This is a genomic window from Bradyrhizobium sp. Ghvi (assembly GCF_900115265.1).
Taxonomy (GTDB): Bacteria; Pseudomonadota; Alphaproteobacteria; order Rhizobiales; family Xanthobacteraceae; genus Bradyrhizobium.
Window position 1 is genome coordinate 41,275 of record NZ_FOVU01000019.1, and the last position, 21,414, is coordinate 62,688.

A 21,414-nucleotide genomic window follows, 5' to 3' on the forward strand; every position below is an offset into this window, starting at 1 on the left:
AGTTGCCATCATGGCTTTGACGCTCATTGGCGACCCGTCTGACACTCGGATAGTCATAAAACAATCTGAAGTAGAGGCGGAATGGGATAAATATGCAATGTCCGTAGAATTACGGGCTGCGGCGTGGGGCTTTGGACCACAGACGGAGCAAATCCTCCCCGATAACTCCTTTGGTGGTTTGATCAGTGAGGGCGAATAAGAAGAAGCACCGGATTGTGCCTACTGCGGGACCAGCATGCCGCGAACCTCACTCTTCAGACTTTTTTCCTTGGTGGCCCTCTTCAGCCTCCGCCATTTTGCGTCATCGGCAATCGCCTCCAATGCTCTCCGGGTCTCGGCATCTGAGGCTAATGCGGCCTGCCGCTCAGCGAGGCTTTGAAGACGGCGATATTCGCTCATTCGCTTCTAATTTCCGGTGACCGATCTCGTTCCGAGATCCACTGGCAGTCAATCAAAGGGCCGGTCGTGCTAGGTTCCATAGTCCGGGGCTGGGCAGTCCCTGGCAATTTATCGGTTCTTGCAGAACATGCAGTTCGGGCCTGAGGAGGTCGCCGTCCTCGTCAGGGCCTTTATGAGGCGTGCGTGATCCCGCGACAATGTCGTAGTTGGCGGTGAAGGGCGCAACCTTGATTGCGGCGGCCCCACGGCTGTCACTAGGGTCATGCTTTGGTGCCTTCAAATCCGCAATCCTGCGCCCTTGCTGCCCGAGTCGTCTCGATGTCGTGCCCGTCCAACAACTGAGGCCGCCTTCGCCTTGGCTTCCTCATCGCTGCTGCACCGCAGCTCAAGATAGCTTACTGATGTGCCCCTAATCGTCCAGGATGCATGTCTGTAACGATCGTCTCGTTCCCGCGAGAGGAACTTTAGAGCCACTCTCCGGAGAACCGAAAAGGTCGCAGCACGGCGGCTCCAACTCGCGCTGACAAACATCTTGTCCGGAGGCTGAACGAGAGAAGGCGAGCGACGTTGGTATGGATGGATGACAAAGACCTTCAAGCTCATAATGAACGCGCAATTGTCGTCGTCGGTCTAAGCACGGCGACGCTGATTGCGTGCGTCGCGCTGTTACGTGGAATTACGGGCAGCAGCGCTAGGCCGTTGCTCCGTAGGCGAGGCACTGCCTCAACACCCTCTCTGTAGCTCGATTGCCGAGGGCGAATCAGAAGCACCGGATCGCGCCTATTGTGATTGAAACGCGATTTGAAGCTGCAACGAAAGCCGAATCGCGCTTCGGAAGTAAAAATTGGTTCTGCGTCATAATCATAATGACTCCGACGCAAAAATAGAAAATAGAGTAGAAAAAACCAGAAATCCAGAAATAAAGTGTTGGGAGGAGTCGGTGGACACTGTGAATCGCCTGCGCGCGATGGCATCGCTGTGCCGTCAGACCGCCGCGCATCATCCAGATAGAAATTGGAAACTGCTCGCCGAGGCTGAGTATTGGGAGCACTTAGCCAATGATGCTCGGCTCGATCACACGTGCACATCTGGCGTCTCGCTCCCAGCAATTGGAGACCATGCGAACACCACGCAATCGGCGCGCGGTGTGGCGGCATGCGCGCTTTCGGTTTATCCAAGTCCCTTCGACGGCCACAACTAGCTCTCAGTCTTTGAAGAGCGTTCTGTTATGAGAGGACGAGGCAAACTTACTCGCGGGGGTACGAGCGAGTCAGCGGTTGGAATAGCAGAGTACATCACGAAATAAGCTGGAATATTTTTTGGCAGGGTTGCGTTCATGGATAGCGTAGAGCGGTGCTTTGCCGCAGTCACGGCAATCGGTTTCTTTGTGACCGTCGTCGGGATGATATTGCTGCAAACGGTCTAATTTTTAATTCTGCGCGAACAGGCCAGCTCGCGGCAGGGGGCCGGGCTTTGGGCTGTAGGTCAGCCAGGCTTTGCTCAAGATCAGTCGGGGACTACTTCTTCAACAGCAGTCCCGACGTTCGCGCCATGCGCCTCACCGATCCGGCGTGGCGGCCAAGTTCGGCGGCTATCCTCGATGTGCCAAATCCCTGCCGGGCGAGCCTGACTAATCGTCGGACCTCCTGCTCGGCCCATTGCTTTGGCTTTGGTGTTTTCACGTATGCGAGCGCCGGATCGCCGTTTTTGAACCCATGGCGGACATCGCTGCGTTGAGCTATATTGGCGCAGGAGCCAACGTCACTTCGCGATCATCAGATGAGTCAGCAGGACGGTGGCGGGTCGGCGCTAATGCGCCCGAGGTGCAGCAACCGTAATAGTGACAGGAACCGTTCCTCGAAATCGAGCGACCGCGTGATCGACGTTGCTTAGGAGGACGGAGGTAAGCCTCGTCTCCATCCTCTATTCTAGGGAGGCACAACAGCAGGGAGCTAACATCATGCGCGCATTTGGAGCTGTATGTTTCTCACTATTACTGTCGGCAGTTCCTGCGAGTGCAGCAGATCAAAATCTCAAGGAGGAGATTGGGAAGATAGCTTCAGCATACGAGCAATACTTCGACAAACAAGATGCTGCCGGGATTACGTCACTTTATACGAAGAACTACCTGCGTGTTACTGAGAATGGAATTGAGCCCGATAATACCAAATTTTATGAGGGCGGTTTCAAAGCTGGACTTAATCGCCTCGAGGTAAAGGTGACGGACGTTCAGCCGTTGTCGGAAAACATGGCCCTATCAACTGGCGAAGCTCACATTACTGGAAAAAGTGAGAAAGGTGATCCCCTAGAAATAACCGCTATTTGGACTGCTCTTGATGTTCGTGAGAATGGGCAATGGAGGATCCGTATGCTGACGTCGGCTCCCAAGGCAGCGCCGCCGCAGCCGCAACAAGCGGGGACCACGGCGACTACAACGGGGAACGCGCCGAGTGGAAAATAGCGTCTACCCGAGAGTAGTTCGTCGTAACCGGCTTTCGCGCTTAACGGGCGGAGGGAGCAACTGAAAGGTCGGTCTTGCGGGCAGTAGGCCGACTACTCGCATCGGCTGCGTGAGATCAAGGAGCCTAGCCTCTCGAAAATAAAGAGGATGGCGCGGCTCCTTGATCGGCCGAACAATCAGCTTCGAGTGAAGACCGGCAGCATCGAGTAATCTGGCCCATCGCCGACAAAATACTTGCATGTCTCCCTTTGCGCCGTTCTCGGGGCTAAGCAGAGATTGTGATGCAAGGTCTAGTAAACGCACTGTCGGACCCAGTAGCCACCGCTCACTCGTATCCACTGGCATGGGCTCGGCGGGGGCTCTTTGATGATCGACCAACCATGAATATCGATGTTTGTTGGCGCGGTGACGCCGCGCCAAGAGACAGCGTTCGCTTCGGAGGAATGGAAGACCAAAGCTCCCATGAAGCAGGTAGCGGCTACATTGCACAGCAACAAACGGCTCATTTGTCAGATCCCGGTGAGACGTTGAACCCTCGCCGATGCTACGCGAGCCGCCGGGTTTTATCCACACCCACAACGAGCGGTATGCCGCTCCGGGCGCCCCCCAAACGTGGAATTACGGGCGATTGGCGCTACGTTGCGTTGCGAAGCGCGGGTTTTGTGAGATCAGGCGCCTCCTGCTGGGCGAGCCTGACCAATCGTCGGACCTCTTGCTCGGCCCATTGCTTCAGCTTCGGTGTTTTCATATTGAGCGCGACCTGCAAGTCGGAGAAGGTTCTCGGTCGATAAAGATCGTCACGGCGAGAGAGGTGATATGTAGCTTCGGTCTAACTGTCGGTTTCGCCGCGCCATCGAACAGCACCGTCACGCCGGAGGTGCGAACACTGGTCTCGACAATGGTGCCGGTCTTATGGGCGAACTCTGGGAGCCAAACGATCCCCAGCTCGCTCAACTTGAAGCGACCGCCGACAACAAGCTTGTCAGGCTGCTGAGCGCTCATTTGGGACCAAACCCGTCTCATTGTGAGCCGACAAGACGTTTCTGTCGGCTTGCCTTCCCCTTCGTCTTTTGCTGTGACGAATTGAACTCCGACGTGAGACCCATCCACCCAAATCAGCTCGCAGCGCCGTTGCGACGATGTCGCCGGTGCTCAAATTTTGCCAGCCGCACAACGCGAAGTCTAACACGTACCGCTCGCGGCAGAAACTGCCTGACATTCTCGCCAACATCGCCGCTCTCTTGTCGCGAGTTCAAGCTCTCGAAATTCAGACAAAGGATGACGCTCGTCAGGCGATCTTCCTTCTTGAACTCGCGAATGGCTGCATCCGGTTGATGGTCGGACAAACCCCACTGAATGTGACAACCAGAACCACTCCACTGGCTCAGTCGGCGCGGATCGATCTGCTGATTGCAGAGACGCGCAGAGAGGCGACCTGTTTATTTGAACCAACTGATTTGAAATCGTGGATTGCAGATGACAGAGAACAATCGAAAGGCACACCGCGTTCAATTCGAACACAAGCACATCATGAGCATCATGGGTGTTGATGGCACGTGGCGAAGAAGCTGCATTCTCATCGACGCCTCGGCAAGCGGTGCAAAGCTTGAGGTCGTGGGCTCAACGGACCCTCTCAAGGCGCAGGAGTTCTTCCTAGTTCTGTCGTCCTCTCTATTTGGTTCGGCGGGAGTGCCGAAAGGTCGCAAGGAGAAATACGATATACGCGAGTATAAAAAAGCCATGACAACCATGGCCGCGCGGCCCGTCGTTAGAATGTTCAAGAACTTACGCCAAACTGTTTGACAAATACTTACGAGGTTGCGAGCGGCAGGTACCGTAGTATGGAGGTTGCGTCGCGAACAATATCGAACTCGGCGAGAATGGCTGTGCCAACGCGCAGACCCGAGGTTGACACGCGCCACAAGCGACCATGCCGGTTTACTGGTGGCGACGTTGCCCTAGATCGCGCCCGAATGGGCGCAAGCGGTGTTTGAACTAGATCGGTCGCTTCTTCGCAATCGGGAGAGGTCGGACGTAATAGCCTTGCGTCTGAACCTTGGACCTAATCTCGTCGCTTACTCTCGCAATTCGTTTTCTGCTCTTGCGCCATTTGTTTGATGCGTACGCCGCGGGTATTGCGGCCCCTGTGTTTAGAACGAGCAAGTCCCGCTTGCCATTGCGATAGACATCAAACACTTTGCGTCTCCGCTGTTTGCATTAGGTAAGCGTGAAATATGTTTCGGTCGTAGCAATGGACGGAACGAGCTTAGTACCTTGAATGGCGAAGCTGGTTGTAAATCTGCAACGGCCGCGAGTTTACTTCACCACGTTCCGGATTTGGAACGAGCTGACGCAGGTACGGACCAGAGTACCGAATTCCGCCACATGAGCGTGAGCATATGCGCAATGCACCAAATCCCCCGCTGCGATCATTGCGCAGCAGAGTTCGCGCAAGAAGAGCTGACCGTTCTTGCGCCACCGGCCGGTGACGGCGAACTGATCTGCGCGCGGTGTATTGAAATCAAGCTGCGTCGAGCCATCGCGGAGCTAGCGCGCGGTGATTGACTGACGCATCATCGTCATCTCGGTGGCTGGCTTCTGTGTTGCGGATCACGGGTACGGGATGGCGGCTTGGTTGGTGGTCAAGCTGTGGAAACTACACATAAGCAAGCCGAGTAAGGGCGCGGCCCGCAAAGTGACCGCGAGCCAATGCTCATCAGGGTCGGACTAGTTCAAGCGGGAACGCCGGATAGCCTTTACCGGGCTCATACGACAAGCCAAGAAAGGCATGGGTTATCATGGTGGTGTTGAAGCTCGCGCCTTTCAAGAAACGCTCGACGTTGACGCTATCCAAGAACATCTCGTCGGTGTGAATGACCAGGACATACCGTTCGTAAGATCGGGTTAGCTTTGCCGAGTTTTTTGCCACCAGCAGGATCCCGGCAAAACCCCCTCGCGCGATAATCGCACTGGTTGGTCTGCCAGTGAAGGGGCAAGTTATACGAGCGCACCGAAACACCTGGAAAAGCTTAGCGGTGGCCCGGTGGAATTGCTCAAAATCCAGCTGGCGACACGATAGGCGCGAGCGCGCCGCGAAAACAGGGAAGTAACGTCTCGCAACGCTGCCAGAAGATAGAAAGTAGACAGTTATTTCAATGATATATGAGTTCGCGGTTTTGTTCTGAATGGCGCACCATTTCCCCACCATTCAGTACAAAGCCGCGAACCATTGCCGAGCCCCCGTCGGCCTGTTCGGTCCCCGACCAGCGTCTGCGGCGGTGATGTCGTCCGACGCCTCAGCGGATAGCGGCCTGCCGCTCCGGTCCGTGTCCCCTGGGCGCCACTTCGACCGCCGAAGCCAAAAGGCCCGGCTGGAGCAGGACGGTGAACTCTTCGAGCGATAGCGGCGGAGAGAAAATAAAACCTTGCGCCATGGTCGCGCCGTTTTCAGCCGCGAACCGAAGGTCTTCGGCCGTTTCGATGCCTTCTACGACCGTTTCGAACCCCAATTCGTCCGCAAGTCCGAGCGCTAGGCGAAGGATCGTCTGCTTCTCGCGGTCTTTGGCGACACCTGCGACAAGCGTGCGATCGAGCTTCACAGCGTCGAAGGGGAGCCTGGCCATCGTCGCAAGATTCGAATAGCCGGCACCGAAATCGTCCATTGCGAAGCGTATGCCCAATTGCCTGAGCAGGCTTATTCTCTCGCGCACGACGTCAGGATTGCGCATCGCGACCGACTCCGTGACCTCGATCTCGAGGTTTGGTGGCGGGAAGTCGGCCTCGCGAACGCTCGTGACGATATCCTTGATGAACAGCGGGTCCTCGATTTCCGTCGCCGCGACATTTACGGCGAGCACGAGGTTCGAGCCGGCCCGGATCAAGCCCCCGATTTCGGCGAGCGCGCGCCTGAGCACGAAGCGGTCGATCTCCATGATGAGGCCGATCTCTTCCGCGATCTTGATGAAGCGCTGAGGAGGAATGTTGCCCTCCTTCGGGTGATGCCAGCGCGCCAGCGCCTCCACCCCCAGGATGCGGCCATCCACGCAGGACACCTTGGGCTGGTAATGGACGACGAGCTCTTCATTGCGGATCGCCAAGGCGAGATCGGTTTCGAGCGCATGCCGGGCACGGGCGACCTCTGCGAGATCCGGAGTGAAGAAGGCATGGGTATTGCGTCCCGAGCTCTTCGCGACGTACATCGCAAGGTCGGCGCGGATCAGGAGATCGTCATAGGTTGTGCCATGGGTGGGACAGATCGCAATGCCGATGCTGACGCCGATGGTCGCATGGTTGCTCTGGAGCTTGAAGGAAACCTGCAGCGTCTCGATCATCTCGCGGGCACAGAGGCTCGCGGCCTCGACCGTCTTCACCCCAGCGATGATGGCGACGAACTCGTCGCCCCCGACCCGGGCGAGCAGACCTTTGCCGGCAGCGACCTTGGACGTCAGCAAATTGCTCAAGCGCTCGGCCACCATCCTGAGCAGCTCGTCGCCAGCCTTGTGCCCGAAAGTGTCGTTGATGGATTTGAAGCCATCGAGGTCGAGGAAGAACAGCGCTACGCCTTCTTCCGCGTCGATGAGCGCCGGCGCATCGACGCGCATCTTCTCCCGATTGGGAATGTGGCTCACCGTATCGTAGAAAGCGAGCTGACGAATTCTTCGCGTGCTGGCCTGCAAATGCGTCAGCATTCGCTCGAATGCGAGGCCGAGACCGCGAACCTCGCCGATGCCCGATGCACGGAACGGAACGTCGAGATTGCCTCCTGCGATGTCCTGGGCGGTCTTGGCGAGCGCCGAAAGTCCTTTCGTGAGGTGCCTTACGGCGGCCAATAGCGCGACGACCAAGGCGCCGAGCGCCAGCGCCGCGGATGCTAGAAACTGCCACATTAGCGAACGGGTATGGGCTGCGCCGATCTGGAACATCTGATCGCGTGTCGTCGTCACGAGCGATGCGCTCGCGAACGTACACACCTTGAGCGTCGCCTCATATTCGACACAGCGCGCGACGTAGTTGCCGTCATCCGAGCGCTGCAGCCCGCCCGAACGCGTCCTGGCGCTGCTGAATTTCACCCCTTCAGGCCCCGCGGAAGATACGATCTCGCTGTTAGCAGTGATGATGACCACGCCGGCGTTAGCTAGCGAGGTGAAGTTCTCGAGAGTCCGCTCCGTGCGCCCGAGCGGTCGGATGGCGACAAGCGCGCCGATGAGGTCGCCGAAGTCGTCGAACACGGGCTCGATTGCGGTGTGCGCTATAGTGTGGCGCTGCGGCAGGCCGAGCGCTGACAATTCACCCAATTTGAGCTCATAGGTGCCTTCCTCACCCCGCGGATGCGAGCGGCTATTGTCCTTGAGGATCGCCCTGAGATTGACAGTGAGGTCGGTCCCCTCGATCGCCCCGTTCAGAGCGAGGAGGTCGAGGGGCGTGTTGGCACCGATCACGCGGCCGGCTTCGTCGAAGGCGATCAGCCTTTCAAAGCCGGAGGTCGAAGCAACGGTGCTGAGCAGCTCGCGAATAGTCACATCGTTGTTTGAGACGACCGCCTTGGCGACATCGACGCGCTGAGCGATCTGACGCAGGCGTGATGCGGTTTCCGCGCCGAGGACCTCGATTCGCGCTCGCGCCAACTGCGCCTCGCCGTCGAGACGATGAGCGAGCTGGTCTTCCGAGAGCTCACCCAGTGCGGCAGCCTGCTGGCTCAGTTGCTGCTGCAGGCGTAGTGCCGTCAAGCCTCCGATGAGGCCGAGTCCGAGCACGCCGGTCGCGAGCACGACGGCAACAAGGCGCATGGCGATGGAGGAGGGGAAACCCGGGACCCCGGACGGAACGGCCCAACGACGCCAGCGGGGCGGCGCCCTCGATGCCTTCGCCATATCGGTGTCAGTCGCCACCACTGCCAGCACCCTGAACTTAGGGGCCGATCAATCTCGCTCACTGAGGCCCCGACTGAGTTGTCTTCCGGGCGCCGAATTTAGGCGAGTGAAACCCTCTAAATCGTCTATAAATCGATATTTTGTGGCTAGTTAATTACCAAATGGTTTTTCGAAACCATCAGATTGTGTGCTTTCACTTTCTGTTCGCCACACTGATGATTCCAAAAGGCGCGGCGTTGCGACAACAGAAGGTTTAGGTTTCTTTGCCAGATTGTGCACCTCGTGATTTGAAGGGGTTCGCAATGGCCTTTTCGCGGATAATGGCAGCCCTTTTGGGCCTTTGCCTTGCGGGGGTGAATGCCGCTGGCGCCGAAACACGCAAGCTCGACATCGTCGGGACCGGAGACGGCATCGATGTCCTGCGTGCCATCGCAGCGAGCTTCATGCAGCAGGAAGGATCGGCACAGGTCGAGGTCCCGCCGAGCATCGGTTCTGGCGGAGGCATCGCGGCCGTGGGGTCCGGTAAGGCGACCCTAGGGCGCGTCGCACGCCGCCTGACCGACGCCGAAGCGGCTTCCGGCATCGTCTACAAGGCGATTGCCCGCCTTCCCTCGGCTTTCATCGTCCATCCCGGCTGCGGAGTGAGTGCCGTCACAAGCGCTCAGCTCGTTGCGATCTATTCGGGCCGCCTTTCGAATTGGAAGGAGCTGGGTGGCGCCGACATGCGTATCCGCGTCGTGCGGCGCGAGGACCAGGACAGCACTCTCACCGTGCTAAGGGCCAGCATGCCCGGCTGGCATGATCTCGAGATCACCGAGAAATCGAAGATGGCAACGACCACACAGGAAGCGATCGAGACGGTTCGCGATGTTCAAGGCGCGATCGGCTTCGGTCCCTTCTCGCGGCCATTGGAGCAGGGGCTGACGGTGCTTCGCGTGGACGGCCACTACCCGACGGATGCGGATTATCCCTCGAGCGTGGTGCTGGCGCTGATCTATTTAAACACACTGCAGGATCCGGAGGCCCTGGCCTTTCTACGCTTTGCCGATGCGCAGAAGGCAGCCGACGTCATCACCAGCCTCGGTAGTCTGCCCGTCAAGCCGTAAGGCGCCGGGGCTCGGCGGCCGCCGGCGCTGCTGAACCCGGCATCGGCTCACAGACCGGGGCGATGAGGCTGCTCCCGGCTTCGCCATAGACGGGTGACTTTGTCCATCAGCGATGGGGTTTGAGAGCTCGGCACGAAAGGATCGGCATAGCACTGCGCATTGGCCGAGCGCGCCTTGTTCTTCACGATCTCGACGAGACCAACAGGGCCGGCGACGTAGACCGTATCCTCCAGCCCAAGCAGGGGCAGGTAGTGCGATGGGCGCCCGGGCCTGATCGGCAGGGTAGACCCGACCTCCGTCGTCGCGACGACGTCGCGGACACCGTCGTCGATCAGCCATTGCAACGAGGGAAGCATATAGAGATTATCGGCATCCCGGCTGCCGGCGACGACCACCATCTCGCGGTTGCGCTGGGTCGAGCGCGCCGAGCGGGCGAGCGCCCAGATCGGGGCCCAGCCTGCTCCGCCGGCGACCAGCACCAGCGGCCCCTGGCCCTGTCGTAGATAGGCTTGTCCGAAGGGGCCTTGCACATGCGCCGCATGGCCAGGCCTGATGGCTTTGCCGAGTTGCCTCGACACGGTGCCGTCGGGCAGGCGCCTGATGTGGAAGACGAGTTCGACTTGCTTGAAGGAACCATCGAGCCTGAAGGTCGGGCTGTACTCGCGCGCAGGATAGCCGGAAAACTTGACGCGCACATATTGGCCCGGCCGAAACTCGAGCGGCGCTGAAGTCGTCAGCACCACTTCGGCGATCTCCGGCGAGAGCTCTTTGATCTCGGTGACGGCGCCCGCCCGCTTCATCGGCAGCGGCAATTCTTCGAATTCGATCTCGGCATCGCCTGCGACCGCGGCCTGGCAAGCGAGCACAGTGCGGCCGTGGCCCGAGCCGCCGTCATCGACCGAGCCCGAAATGACCGTCACCCGGCAGCTCTGACATTGTCCCGATCTGCAGTCGTGTGGAACGAGTATCGAGCCGCCGAGCGCCGCGTCGATCAGGCTTTCGCCGGCGCGGGCTTCGACGGGCTTGCCGTTGATGACGAGCCGACAATGCCTCTTCATCGCGAGGCCTCTAGAAGTGGCCTCCGGTCGAGCACGTCGCCGATCATGAGAGCCCTATTTCTGCGGCACGACCCGCACCGGGCGGTTATGGGTCGCATGCCGCGTCTGTGCATGGTCGAAGACGGCGACCCACATGTAGAGATCGCGGCCCGGCACGAAGGCTTTGTCATATCTGCCATCGCTTTTCATGTTGCGCGTCAGCTCGAGCGTCCAATGTCCGTTGCTCCATTTTGAAACCCCGGTGATATTGGCGCGCTCTCCTTCGTTGTCGCCGGCAATAATCACGCCAGGCAGGATCGTGCCAACGGGAATCCTCGCGTCGGCCTCTGGCGTGTAGGGTTCGCTCTCCGATTCGAACATGTACCAGCGGCCGTTCTCGTCGTCGCTGCTGTTGGGATCAAGATCGAATTTGCCGAGGGCTGCGACCTGCGCCTTCCAGTCCTTGGGAAGCCGCAGAACCGTGACCGGTCCTTTGTCGTCCCGGTGGATGAACTTGAAGTTGTACGAATAAAGAGTGCGGCCAGGCTTATTCCAATAGCCGCCCTGATAGCGGGCATCGTAATTCTGCTCGTCCAGGGTTGGGGCGTAGGGCGGGCCGATATATTGGCTGTCGACGCGCCCGAGCATGCCCCCGCGCGACGCCTTCCACTGCCACATGTCTATGTAGCTGCCATCGGTCGTGAAGTGGAAGCCCCGGCCGTTGATCGGCATCGGTTTGCCGGGCAGCGGGTTGGCGCCGAGATCCGTCGCGCCTGCGCCGCCTAGCGATGGATTATCCGAGAAAATGACCGACAGTTTATCCTCGTAGAAGTCGGCGGCGTCTTGCAGACCCGCACGCTCGTCGAGGGCGTGCCAGCCATCCTCTTGCTTGATGATCGGAATGCGGCGGAGGGAGCGCGTGGGATCCTCCCAGCGGAAGGCAAAATAGATCTTCTGCCCGTCGTGCAGGGCGCGCACTTCCACGAGCGATTCGCCCGATCCGCCGAGATTGGCACCTTGCTGCGTGCGAATGAAGACGGGGAGCGCGCGCGACCAGGCGGGATCTCCCATGGCGCCGTCGAGCTTGGGCGCGGCGTCCACCCGCGCGACGACGAGCGTATCGCGCGTCGCCCAGTCGAGCCCGGCAACGCCGCACGCGACGACCACCCCGATTGCAGCGGCGACGAGAAGAGGCCTCGGCAGCACGGCCTTTGTGATCGCGAGCGGCGTCGGCCGAAACACGCGGAGAATCTGCTGCCAGCCGCCATAGAGATAATGCGCGGCGGCATGCGCGAAGATATAGGCGAGTGCGACGAAGGCGGCGATCGAGTGGAGATAAGCCCACCAGCCGCCATAGCCGAGATACATCATGACGCCCGTCCCCGTGAGGAAGGTCACGAGCGCATAGACGAACCAGTGCAGGATGACGTTGGCGGCTCCCCACTTGAGGCGAGCCGGGGCGCGCATCGCCAGGATCCGCGTCTTCTTGGGGCTGTTGCGCTCGACGAGGCCGCTGCGCGCGAGGTAGGCGACGTAGGCCGCCCCGCAGAAGAAGAGGGCGAGCCCCGCGATGAAATGCCAGGAAAAGATCTCGCCCTGCGGCAGGACCGGAGCAAGCCATTTCGAGAAGGGGGCGTGCAGCGCGTCCGCTGCGATGCGGATGCCGGTAACGAGGCTTACGATAAACGCGAGCGCGGTCGCCCAATGGAGGATTATCGTCCCGACGTCAGTACGTGGCGGGCTTTCTCGAGTCTTTGTTTGAGCGATGCGTCTCTCGGTCAAGGCAGCGGCGTTCTTTCGAAGCGGTGACTTCGTTCATTGCATAAAGCTTACCCGCGGTAAACCAGCAGTTGCGCCAGAAAGGCTGCGACGCATTGGGGATTGGGCGCTCTGGTGCGGAGCAGCTCAGAGCGCGGCCGCTGCGCGGGTCGCTAAACCACGTCTATTGTAGGCCGCGCGGAAACCGTTGGGGGGCAGGTGGTCAGTGAGTCGATCCTGCCCCACAGATTGAATTTATATAATAATTTCAATTATATACGAGTTCGTAATTTTGTTCTGACTGGTGCGCCAAAGCCGCGATACTCAGGCGCAAAATAAGCCATATCGCGCCGTTGCTTCCGTTCCGCGTGCATGACGAGCGCATGGCTCCCCTCAACGCCTGTTCGAGCGACGATCGCGAGAGGCGCCTGGCCGTAAGTCAGTGATGCGCCGAAACGCTCCTGACGGTCTCGGTGAGCATATCACCCGACGCGGAATGGCCGACGTCACCCAGGCTGATGATGCCGACCATCCGCTTGCTCTTGTTGATCACCGGCAGCCTGCGGACCTGCAGCTTCTCCATATGATGCATCGCCTTGGCAAGGTCATCGTCATCGCGGCAGCAATGGATACCCTCGGTCATCACGTCGCGCGCTGTCGCACGGCCGGCATCGAAGCTGTGGCTTGCGAGCCCTTTGCAGACGATATCGCGGTCGGTCACCATTCCGACCAGCTTATCGTCCTCGCCAATCGGAATGCAGCCGATATCATGCGCCCGCATCAGTTTGGCAAGCTCGGTGATTGGGGTGTTGGGGCTGACCCAGTCGACACCCTTGTGCATAACGTCTTTGACTTTCATGGCGAGCCTCCGTGGGTTTCAAGTGCGTTGATGCAATGCAGCGGCACCCCCATCTTCCCACTCCGACGGCCAACTGCAGACACTCTTGCCGCCACCCTGCTGAACAGTATGACGGCGACTTCGCGGCCAAAGTTCCCGCCCAGGATCGCGAGGCCAATGGGCGATGCACAAAATCCTCAATCATGCGCGCTGAAGTGCCCGTGCGGTGCGTTGACCGTCAGGCGTGCAAACTGCGCGCGACCCATATGAAGCAGCGTCTCATGATCGCCGGCTTCCATGTAGATGTCCGGCTGTGTCTCGATGCTGTCGTCGACGATCATATCCAATCCGTAGCATTTGCCGACGGCAGGAACTGCACCATGCGCACAGTCGCTGAACAGCCGATTGATCTCGGTTTCATCGGCCATACGGACACTGTCGCCGAGGCTTGTCCTCAGGTCCGACAGGCGGAGGTGATGCGATGCGGGCAATATGGCCAGCATGTATCCGCCGTCGCGCCGCAGTACGATGCCCTTGGCGAGGCGGTCGCCCGAGATATGGCATGCCTGCGCTGTTCGAGCGGACGTCATGCTGAGTTCGTGCGGGATGATCTCGTACTGGATGTTCTCAGCGGCGAGGTATTTCTGGAGCGTGGGAGCAATGGCCATGGCGTCACCTCCGAAGCGGATTGGAAACCATCCATCGTGAGGTCGACCCGCAGACTCTCGCCATACGATGGGCGGCTGCCTGACTATAGAGCCAACATAGGTCTTCCATCCGCAAGCTGCAATTCATCATCCTTGACCAAACATCATAGCGGGATGGCCGCGCTTCATTTGGGCACATCAGGCCAAGTCAAAATTATATAGTAATTTCAATCACATAAGAGTTCGCGGTTTTATTCTGGGTGGCGCGCCAAGTCTGCGCTCTACCAGCACATTGTACGATACGGCTCCGCGGCCGCAGCACCATCTCGGGCGATGAGTGACTGATTGCGTTGGCAGCATCGCCGAGCTTTCCGCTTTGCGTTGCTCCGCGCGCGCCGGGGCTTCGCCCACGTGCGTCCCTCGCCGTGGGCGTAATCCCGGCCCGAATCAAGCGGCGGATGCCCGTCATTTGCGCTATGATCAGGCGCATGACGATCCGGATTGCCGGACCCCAACGCAAGGCACCACGACCAAGTGGCGTGGTCACGCTAACCGTTGCGGCTGTCGTCGTTACGATTTGCTTGATCCTGCTCGCGCTCGGGAGCGATTTCCTGGTCGACTGGCTATGGTTTTCGTCGGTCGGCTATCTGCAGGTCTTCTGGATGACGATCGGCGCTAAAGCCGCCGTCTTTGTCGCGATCTGGACAGCAACTGCTCTCGTACTTTGGGTGAACGGGTGGCTCGCGCTGCGTGTCGCCGGCAAGCGGTCGACACAGCTTGCGGCGGCGGTATGGCAGGCCGCGGGCAGCGCGCCGCCCAATCCGCTTGCACAGTGGCGTGATCGCTGGCCGTGGCGCTCGATTATCGCGGGCGGGGCTGTCCTGATCGCCCTTCTCGTCGCAGCGGCCGAAGTAGCCAACTGGGGCGCCTTCCTGCGGTTTCTCTATCAGGTGCCATATGGCGCTGACGAGCCGCTCTACAGCAAGGATATCGGCTTCTATCTGTTCTCGTTGCCCGCCTATATCCTGATCAAGAACTGGATGATGCTCACGCTCGCTCTGAGTGCGCTTGTCGCCGGAACGATCTACTGGGCTCACGGCGATATCGAATACGACTCTCAACATCGTTCAATGTCGCCAACAGTGATCGGCCACGGCTCGGCGCTGCTCGGTCTTTTCTTCGCGGTGAAGGCCTGGTCCTATAGTCTCGATCGCTATCTGCTGCTCTACGGCGACAACGGCGTGGTCGTCGGCGCAAGTTACACCGATGTCCATGTGGGGCTGCCGGCCCTGTGGCTGATGATCGGACTTTCGATCGTCGCGGCTCTCGCCACGTGGGCGAACTTGCGGACGCGCAGTTACCGGCTTCCTGTCGCCGCGTTCCTGCTCGTCGTCCTCGGCACCTTCGTGCTGTCCGGCGTAGCCCCCGTTCTGGTCTGGCAATTCTTCGTCAAACCAAGCGAGTTGGATCTGGAGAAGCCCTACATCGAGCGCAATATTGCGCTCACCCGGCAGGCCTACAATCTGGACAAGATCGCAGCCAGGCCCTTTGCGGCCGAACAGAAGCTTACCTCCAAGACGCTCGACGCCAACAAGGCGACAATCGACAATATCAGGCTGTGGGACTGGCTGCCTCTGTCGGACACCTACGCGCAGCTGCAAGAGATCCGCACTTACTACAAATTCCATGATCTTGACGTCGATCGCTACTGGCTCGACGGCTCCTACCAAAGTGTGATGCTCTCGGCACGCGAACTGCGGCCCTCCTTGCTGCCGCCGAACGCCCAGACCTGGGTCAACCGCCACGTGCTGTTTACTCATGGCAATGGTGCGGTGATGAGCCCGGTCACTCGCAAGAGCACTGAAGGACTGCCGCTCCTCTATTTGCGGGATATCCCTCCCGTTGCGGATGGAGGCCCCAAAATCCACGAGCCGCGCATCTACTACAGCGAACAGAGCAACAACTACGTCATCGTCAAGGGGAGCACACCTGAGTTCGACTATCCGAAGGGAAAAGACAATGTCTACGCGGCTTATGACGGCACGGGTGGCATTCCGATAGGAGCGGCGGTGTGGAGAGGCCTGTTTGCCTACTATTTCAATGACCCGAACCTGCTGCTCTCAAGCTACATCACCACAGACAGTCGGATCATGATCCGCCGCAATATCGGGGAACGGGTACAAACGATCGCTCCGTTCCTCAGGCTCGATCACGATCCTTATCTGGTCATCAGCAATGGGCGGATGTTCTGGATGCAGGACGCCTACACGGTGAGTTCCTATTTCCCCTATTCGCAGCCAGCGCAGGATTTCGATCTCAACTACATCCGCAATTCTGTGAAGGTCATCATCGATGCCTATAATGGGACCGTCGATTTTTACCTCGTCGACACCGGCGACCCGGTCGCGGCGACTTATCAGCGTATCTTTCCGAGCTTGTTTAAGTCGTTCGAGGCGATGCCTCCGGACTTGCAGAAGCACATTCGATATCCGGAGGATCTATTCCTGATCCAGGCGCGGCTCTATCAGACCTACCATATGGAGGCCGCCGACGTTTTCTATAACCGCGAGGATCTGTGGCAATTCCCGCGCCAGCCAGGCGGCGGCGGCATTGCAACGATGGCGCCGTACTACATCGTCATGCGGCTGCCCGGAGAGCCGCAGGCTGAGTTCTTCCTCATGCTTCCGATGGTGCCCAGCCGCCGCGACAATATGATCGCCTGGCTCGCCGCGCGCTGTGACGCGCCCGATTACGGCAAGCTGATCGTCTACGAATTTCCCAAGGAGAAGCTCGTCTACGGGCCGTTCCAGATCGAGGCGCGGATCAACCAGAGTACCGAGATATCGCAACAAATCACGCTGTGGAATCAGATGGGTTCGCGGGTGATACGCGGCGCGAACTTGCTTGTGATCCCGATCGAGAACTCGATCCTGTATGTATCGCCGCTCTATTTGCGAGCGGAGCACGGACACCTGCCAGAACTAAAGCGTGTGATTGCAGCCTATGGTGAACATGTGGTGATGAAGGAGACGCTCGACGAGGCATTGTCCGCCTTGTTCATCGAGCCCGGCGGGGCGCAGCGGGTCTCGAGCACAAAAGGGGAAATGCCTGTCACAGCCCCGTCGACAGGTCCGGCCAGGGAGGCGCTCGATCGCTACAATCAGGCCGTTGAACGATTGCGCTCCGGCGATTGGAAAGGCTTTGGCACGCAGTTCGACGCAATGCGGGAGCTCTTGGAGGAAATGAACCGACGTCCCATCGGCCATTAGTGCCCGCCCCCATCACGAGCGCGACGCTACGATTGGGCTCTGCTGAAGATCATATCGCGATTTCAATGACATAAGAGTTCTCAGTTTTATTCCGGGTGGAGCGCCATTTAGAACAGAATTCGAACAAGGATCGGTCCCTAGCTTCCGCCAGGGCGTCCCTGGCCGAGCTTCATGAAAGGTCCGACCTGAAGATCTACGATTTCAACGTCGCCGGCAGAAATCACGGCATTCTTCTGGGAAGAATAAGCCGCCAGCTGCGCGCGGCGGCTCGATAGTCCTGGACGGTCGATGCCTCCTTAGCCCCAAGCGTACCGCCGTTACCTTGTTTGCGGCCATGCCGACCTGATCTGTCGATCACGTTCGATTCGGGACGGCGAGCACCGGTCCCGAGAGCCGGCATGGCGCGAATTGCGAGGACGGAAGCCAAACCACGTGCGGTATCGCCAGCCGAGACCGTCCCCGCCGGCCGGCACCAAGTAAGGCATCCGGATTTGAACGAAGGGCCTGTTTCTGCCGACGACAGCACGCGCCATTTGAGGCGTGAAGACGCTCCAGCTCCCGTCCGCGCGAGTCGATCCGACTCCCGTGGGTCCTCGGGATTAGGCCGCTGATCGCCTCTTATTACGAAAAGTCTTACTGTCGCGTCTGCGCTGCCGATAGAGCCTGGACACGATGGTGATCAGTGTTGCCGCTCCTGCCGCGGAGGTAGTGCTTGCTCAGCCTGTCCCCTTCAAGGCGAGACGTCATCGAGAGCGGAAGCAACTGGCCGCCCCTCCCAAGGGCGGCCCGTGGCTGACCTCAGCCCAGAGGGCGGCGATGTCCGCTTCCGAAAGATAACCCGACCAAGACATGCTGGCTGCCGAGGCCAGCCTTTGACCCTTAGCAGACGAAACGTAGTCGTTGCCGCCGCTTTTTGGAGATACCGCGAAATGCGAAGGTGCTAAGCTTCGGCCACAGGCGGGTGCTCCTTTAAGGGGGACACATGCGGCGACGAGATTTCATCGCAGGTATCACGGTCAGCACGTTGGTGTTAGCCGGGGAGGCGAGTGCCCAGCCTGAGAGATCGCCACGGCGAAAGCGGATTGCCCTAATCTCACCCGCCCGTCCGGTTGAAGGGCTCAAAGCTCAACCCTACTTTCGGGCACTGCTGGGCGAACTGAGCCATCGCGGCTTTGTCGATGGAGAAAATCTGATTGTTGATCTCTATTCAGGCCGAGGCCAAACAGGGCGTTATGCCGAGCTCGCGCGAGATGTCGTGGAGACTAATCCCGACGCCATATTCACGAGCGGCTACCCGATGGTAGCAGGGCTTAAAGCCGCCACAACGACCATTCCGATTGTCGTAACAATAGATGATCCGGTTGCTGAAGGGCTCGTTTATAGCTTGGCCCGGCCCGGCACGAATGTAACGGGCGTGACCGTCGATGCTGGTTTGGAGCTTTATGGAAAGCGGCTGGCTTTGCTGGTTGAAGTGCGGCCCAAATTGTCAGTGGTTGCATATCTCTCATCCCGCGAAAACTGGAACAGGCCAACGGGCGACGCCCTTCGGCAGGCGGCTCAACAAGCGCGGATAGCGCTAAGCCATGTCGACCTCGGAAATACGTTCAGCGAGGAGACCTATTCAGCAGCGTTCAATTGGATGCAAAACGCTCGAATAGACGCGCTTCTGGTTTCGGACGAGGCGGACCACAATGGGAATGTCAAGACGCTAACCAACCTAGCCGCGAGCGCTCGAATTCCAACTATGTATCCGTTCCGAGACCTCGTGGTAGGGGGCGGGCTTATGGCCTACTGTATCGATCTGCTCGATACGTTTCGTTACGCGGGAGGTCAGATCGCCGAAATATTGCGAGGTGAGAACCCGGCCGAAATTCCGTTTTATCAGCCGACCAAGTTTCAACTCATCGTCAATACAAAGGCAGCACAGCAAATCGGACTTGAGATACCGCCATCGGTTCTCGCTCGCGCCGACGAAGTGATAGAATAGAGACGCGTCTGCTGCGGTGCATGAGTCCGTTGATGGCCCATCTGCGAAGTTACATCGCATCTAACGGAGGTCCGCTCATCGGGGCTGAGCGGACCAGATTTGCTCAACCTGAGTTCTTCGCATTTGACCCAAACCGGAAATCTACTCCAGTCTGGCGTCAACCTGCTATGTTTCGCGGAGACTTTGTTTCGGACATGGTCCGGGTGTCGAACCCGCGCCGCAATTATCCGCCCCAACCGTTCCAAATCCAACCGAGCGAGCTTCTCATGACTAGGCGAATCCTGTGTTTTGGTGACTCTCTGACCTGGGGATGGATTGCTGTTAACGAAGGAGCGCCAACGACAAGATTCTATTATCCAGAGCGGTGGACGGGAATCATGGCCGCCAAACTTGGGTCCGATTACGAAATCGTGGAAGAGGGCCTGAGTGCACGTACTACGACGATCGATGATCCAGTTGATCCGCGCCTGAACGGGTCGGCCTATCTGCCAACCGCTCTGGCAAGTCACCTTCCGCTGGACCTCGTCATCATCATGCTCGGGACGAACGATGCGAAGAGTTACTATCGTCGCACGGCGTACGATATTGCGGTCGGAATGTCGAAACTCGTCGGCCAGGTGCTCACCTCGGCCGGTGGCGTGGGGACTGTCTACGGAGCACCTCATGTGCTCGTGGTCGCACCGCCGCCACTTGCGCCCGTACCGGATCCTTGGCTCCAGGGAATGTTTGAGGGTGGACGCGAGAAGACCATAGAGCTTGCAACACACTACAAGTCCCTGGCCGACTTCATGAAGGTTGACTTCTTCGACGCAGGACGTGTGATCTCAACAGACGGTCTTGATGGGATCCATTTCTCCGCAAGAAACAATGTCGATTTCGGCAACGCCCTGGCCGACAAAGTTCTGGAAATATTTTCGCGCACGACCCGCTAAGGCGGCCAGGCAAATCGGTGATGTAATGTGGCGATGGCTGTCGCCGCCAGCTTGAGAAGGCCCTGCCATCACCTCAGCGATATAAGATCGCCTGACTAGTCCGCACATGGCCCATCGCTGCCGCATCCCAAAGCGGGGTATGTCGGCTGTCACGGGTAGACCGGACTTAACTTAACGGGGCCTAAACCGTCGCGATTGACCCGAACCGGACCTTGGGTTGGTTTCAACGCCGGGCGAACTCCGGGAGATCACGGCTCCGACAGCGTCCCATAACGATCAAAATGTGGCGCTTGCCGTGCCCACTCGCCTATTTCTTTCCCCTTCTCCGCCCAGCTTAGAGCGCGTTTCGTATCCACGATTATCGCAAGCCCCTTTGTCCTGAAGAGAGTTCGTGGCGTCCGGCGGAGAACGCGATGCGTACCGAATTGTGCTTTCAGCGCAAGCTGCGCCGCATGCTTGTTGCAGTCGCAATCGTTGGCCCCGTGGCGCTGACGCCCGAAATGAGTGCGGCTGAAGGCTTGCTTGATTTCTTTTTCGGTAGCGGCCAGACGCAACAGCAGCAGACCTCGGCTTTTGCTCCGCAATCGCCACCGCCGCGGCCGGTCATCGTAAGCGCAGGACCTGCCTTCTGCGTGCGCAGTTGCGACGGCAAATATTTTCCGCTGATGCGCGGGGCGGCCTCGCCGGCGCAGATGTGTCAGGCCTTCTGTCCGGCAAGCCCGACCAAAGTTTTCTTCGGCTCTAGCATCGACAGAGCCTATGCGGCAAACGGCGAACGCTACGCTGATAGCGAAAACGCCTTTGCCTATCGGAAGGCGCTGCGCGCCGATTGCACTTGCAACGGCCGAAGCCCCGCCGGTCTTGCATCAGTCGATCTCGCGATGGACGGCTCGTTACGTTCAGGCGACACGGTCGCCACCGCTGACGGGCTCGTCGCCTATTCGGGCATACGGGTCCGTAACGACCAGAACCCGGATTTCACGCCGCTTCCGGCGGTGACCATCGCGCGGAAGCCGGTGTCCGCGCGCGACTAGCGCGTAGATGCGGATTGATGTCGCAATCAATGTCCGACGATCACCTGTGCAGAGCTTCTTCCGTTGGCCCATCTGC

Annotated in this window: 15 protein-coding genes; 9 read left to right on the forward strand and 6 right to left on the reverse strand. The window is 59.1% G+C overall.

Features of this window, described 5'->3' with window-relative positions; translation table 11 throughout:
- The first annotated feature begins 10 nt into the window (after positions 1–10).
- Complete coding sequence (locus BM374_RS39035) at positions 11–199, forward strand: cysteine peptidase family C39 domain-containing protein (RefSeq protein WP_177248759.1); 189 nt, start codon at positions 11–13, stop codon at positions 197–199.
- A gap of 20 nt (positions 200–219) precedes the next feature.
- Here the strand turns inward: BM374_RS39035 and BM374_RS35235 are convergent, their stop codons facing one another.
- Positions 220–399 (reverse strand): hypothetical protein, encoded by a 180-nt coding sequence (locus tag BM374_RS35235; RefSeq protein ID WP_092303239.1) that lies wholly within the window; start codon positions 397–399, stop codon positions 220–222.
- Between the two features lie 1,960 nt (positions 400–2,359).
- Between BM374_RS35235 and BM374_RS35245 the strand changes: the two genes are divergently transcribed.
- The 3 genes from BM374_RS35245 to BM374_RS39040 all read left to right on the forward strand — a co-directional run bounded on the left by BM374_RS35245 (position 2,360) and on the right by BM374_RS39040 (position 4,663).
- Positions 2,360–2,860 (forward strand): YybH family protein, encoded by a 501-nt coding sequence (locus tag BM374_RS35245; protein ID WP_092303298.1) that lies wholly within the window; start codon positions 2,360–2,362, stop codon positions 2,858–2,860.
- Positions 2,861–3,999: 1,139 nt separating this feature from the next.
- Entirely contained in the window at positions 4,000–4,410 is a 411-nt protein-coding gene (locus BM374_RS35260; protein ID WP_177248760.1) for a hypothetical protein, read from the forward strand.
- Positions 4,391–4,663, forward strand: a complete 273-nt coding sequence (locus tag BM374_RS39040; protein ID WP_177248761.1) for a hypothetical protein — start codon at positions 4,391–4,393, stop codon at positions 4,661–4,663. The genes BM374_RS35260 and BM374_RS39040 overlap by 20 nt, the downstream gene beginning before the upstream one ends.
- Positions 4,664–6,156: 1,493 nt before the next feature.
- Here BM374_RS39040 and BM374_RS35280 read toward each other — a convergent pair.
- Positions 6,157–8,646 (reverse strand): bifunctional diguanylate cyclase/phosphodiesterase, encoded by a 2,490-nt coding sequence (locus tag BM374_RS35280; RefSeq protein ID WP_244552817.1) that lies wholly within the window; start codon positions 8,644–8,646, stop codon positions 6,157–6,159.
- 386 nt (positions 8,647–9,032) lie between these two features.
- On the opposite strand from BM374_RS35280, the gene BM374_RS35285 reads away from it, so the two are divergent.
- Positions 9,033–9,836, forward strand: a complete 804-nt coding sequence (locus BM374_RS35285; protein ID WP_092303253.1) for a PstS family phosphate ABC transporter substrate-binding protein — start codon at positions 9,033–9,035, stop codon at positions 9,834–9,836.
- 47 nt (positions 9,837–9,883) lie between these two features.
- Here the strand turns inward: BM374_RS35285 and BM374_RS35290 are convergent, their stop codons facing one another.
- The 4 genes from BM374_RS35290 to BM374_RS35305 all read right to left on the reverse strand — a co-directional run bounded on the left by BM374_RS35290 (position 9,884) and on the right by BM374_RS35305 (position 14,137).
- Entirely contained in the window at positions 9,884–10,894 is a 1,011-nt protein-coding gene (locus tag BM374_RS35290; RefSeq protein WP_092303255.1) for a 2Fe-2S iron-sulfur cluster-binding protein, read from the reverse strand.
- Positions 10,895–10,948: 54 nt separating this feature from the next.
- On the reverse strand, positions 10,949–12,655 hold the full coding sequence (locus BM374_RS35295; RefSeq protein ID WP_092303258.1) for an ethylbenzene dehydrogenase-related protein: 1,707 nt from the start codon (positions 12,653–12,655) through the stop codon (positions 10,949–10,951).
- A gap of 415 nt (positions 12,656–13,070) precedes the next feature.
- Positions 13,071–13,490: a CBS domain-containing protein gene (locus BM374_RS35300; RefSeq protein WP_092303260.1), complete on the reverse strand. Its 420-nt coding sequence runs from the start codon at positions 13,488–13,490 to the stop codon at positions 13,071–13,073.
- 176 nt (positions 13,491–13,666) lie between these two features.
- Positions 13,667–14,137 (reverse strand): aminoacyl-tRNA deacylase, encoded by a 471-nt coding sequence (locus BM374_RS35305; RefSeq protein WP_177248762.1) that lies wholly within the window; start codon positions 14,135–14,137, stop codon positions 13,667–13,669.
- A gap of 467 nt (positions 14,138–14,604) precedes the next feature.
- On the opposite strand from BM374_RS35305, the gene BM374_RS35310 reads away from it, so the two are divergent.
- The 4 genes from BM374_RS35310 (at position 14,605) to BM374_RS35330 (ending at position 21,338) form a co-directional block, all read left to right on the forward strand.
- Complete coding sequence (locus BM374_RS35310; RefSeq protein ID WP_092303300.1) at positions 14,605–17,385, forward strand: UPF0182 family membrane protein; 2,781 nt, start codon at positions 14,605–14,607, stop codon at positions 17,383–17,385.
- A gap of 982 nt (positions 17,386–18,367) precedes the next feature.
- On the forward strand, positions 18,368–19,372 hold the full coding sequence (locus BM374_RS35320; protein WP_092303266.1) for an ABC transporter substrate-binding protein: 1,005 nt from the start codon (positions 18,368–18,370) through the stop codon (positions 19,370–19,372).
- Between the two features lie 266 nt (positions 19,373–19,638).
- Complete coding sequence (locus BM374_RS35325; protein WP_092303302.1) at positions 19,639–20,304, forward strand: SGNH/GDSL hydrolase family protein; 666 nt, start codon at positions 19,639–19,641, stop codon at positions 20,302–20,304.
- A gap of 413 nt (positions 20,305–20,717) precedes the next feature.
- Positions 20,718–21,338: a DUF2865 domain-containing protein gene (locus BM374_RS35330; RefSeq protein ID WP_092303268.1), complete on the forward strand. Its 621-nt coding sequence runs from the start codon at positions 20,718–20,720 to the stop codon at positions 21,336–21,338.
- The last annotated feature ends 76 nt before the right edge of the window (positions 21,339–21,414 follow it).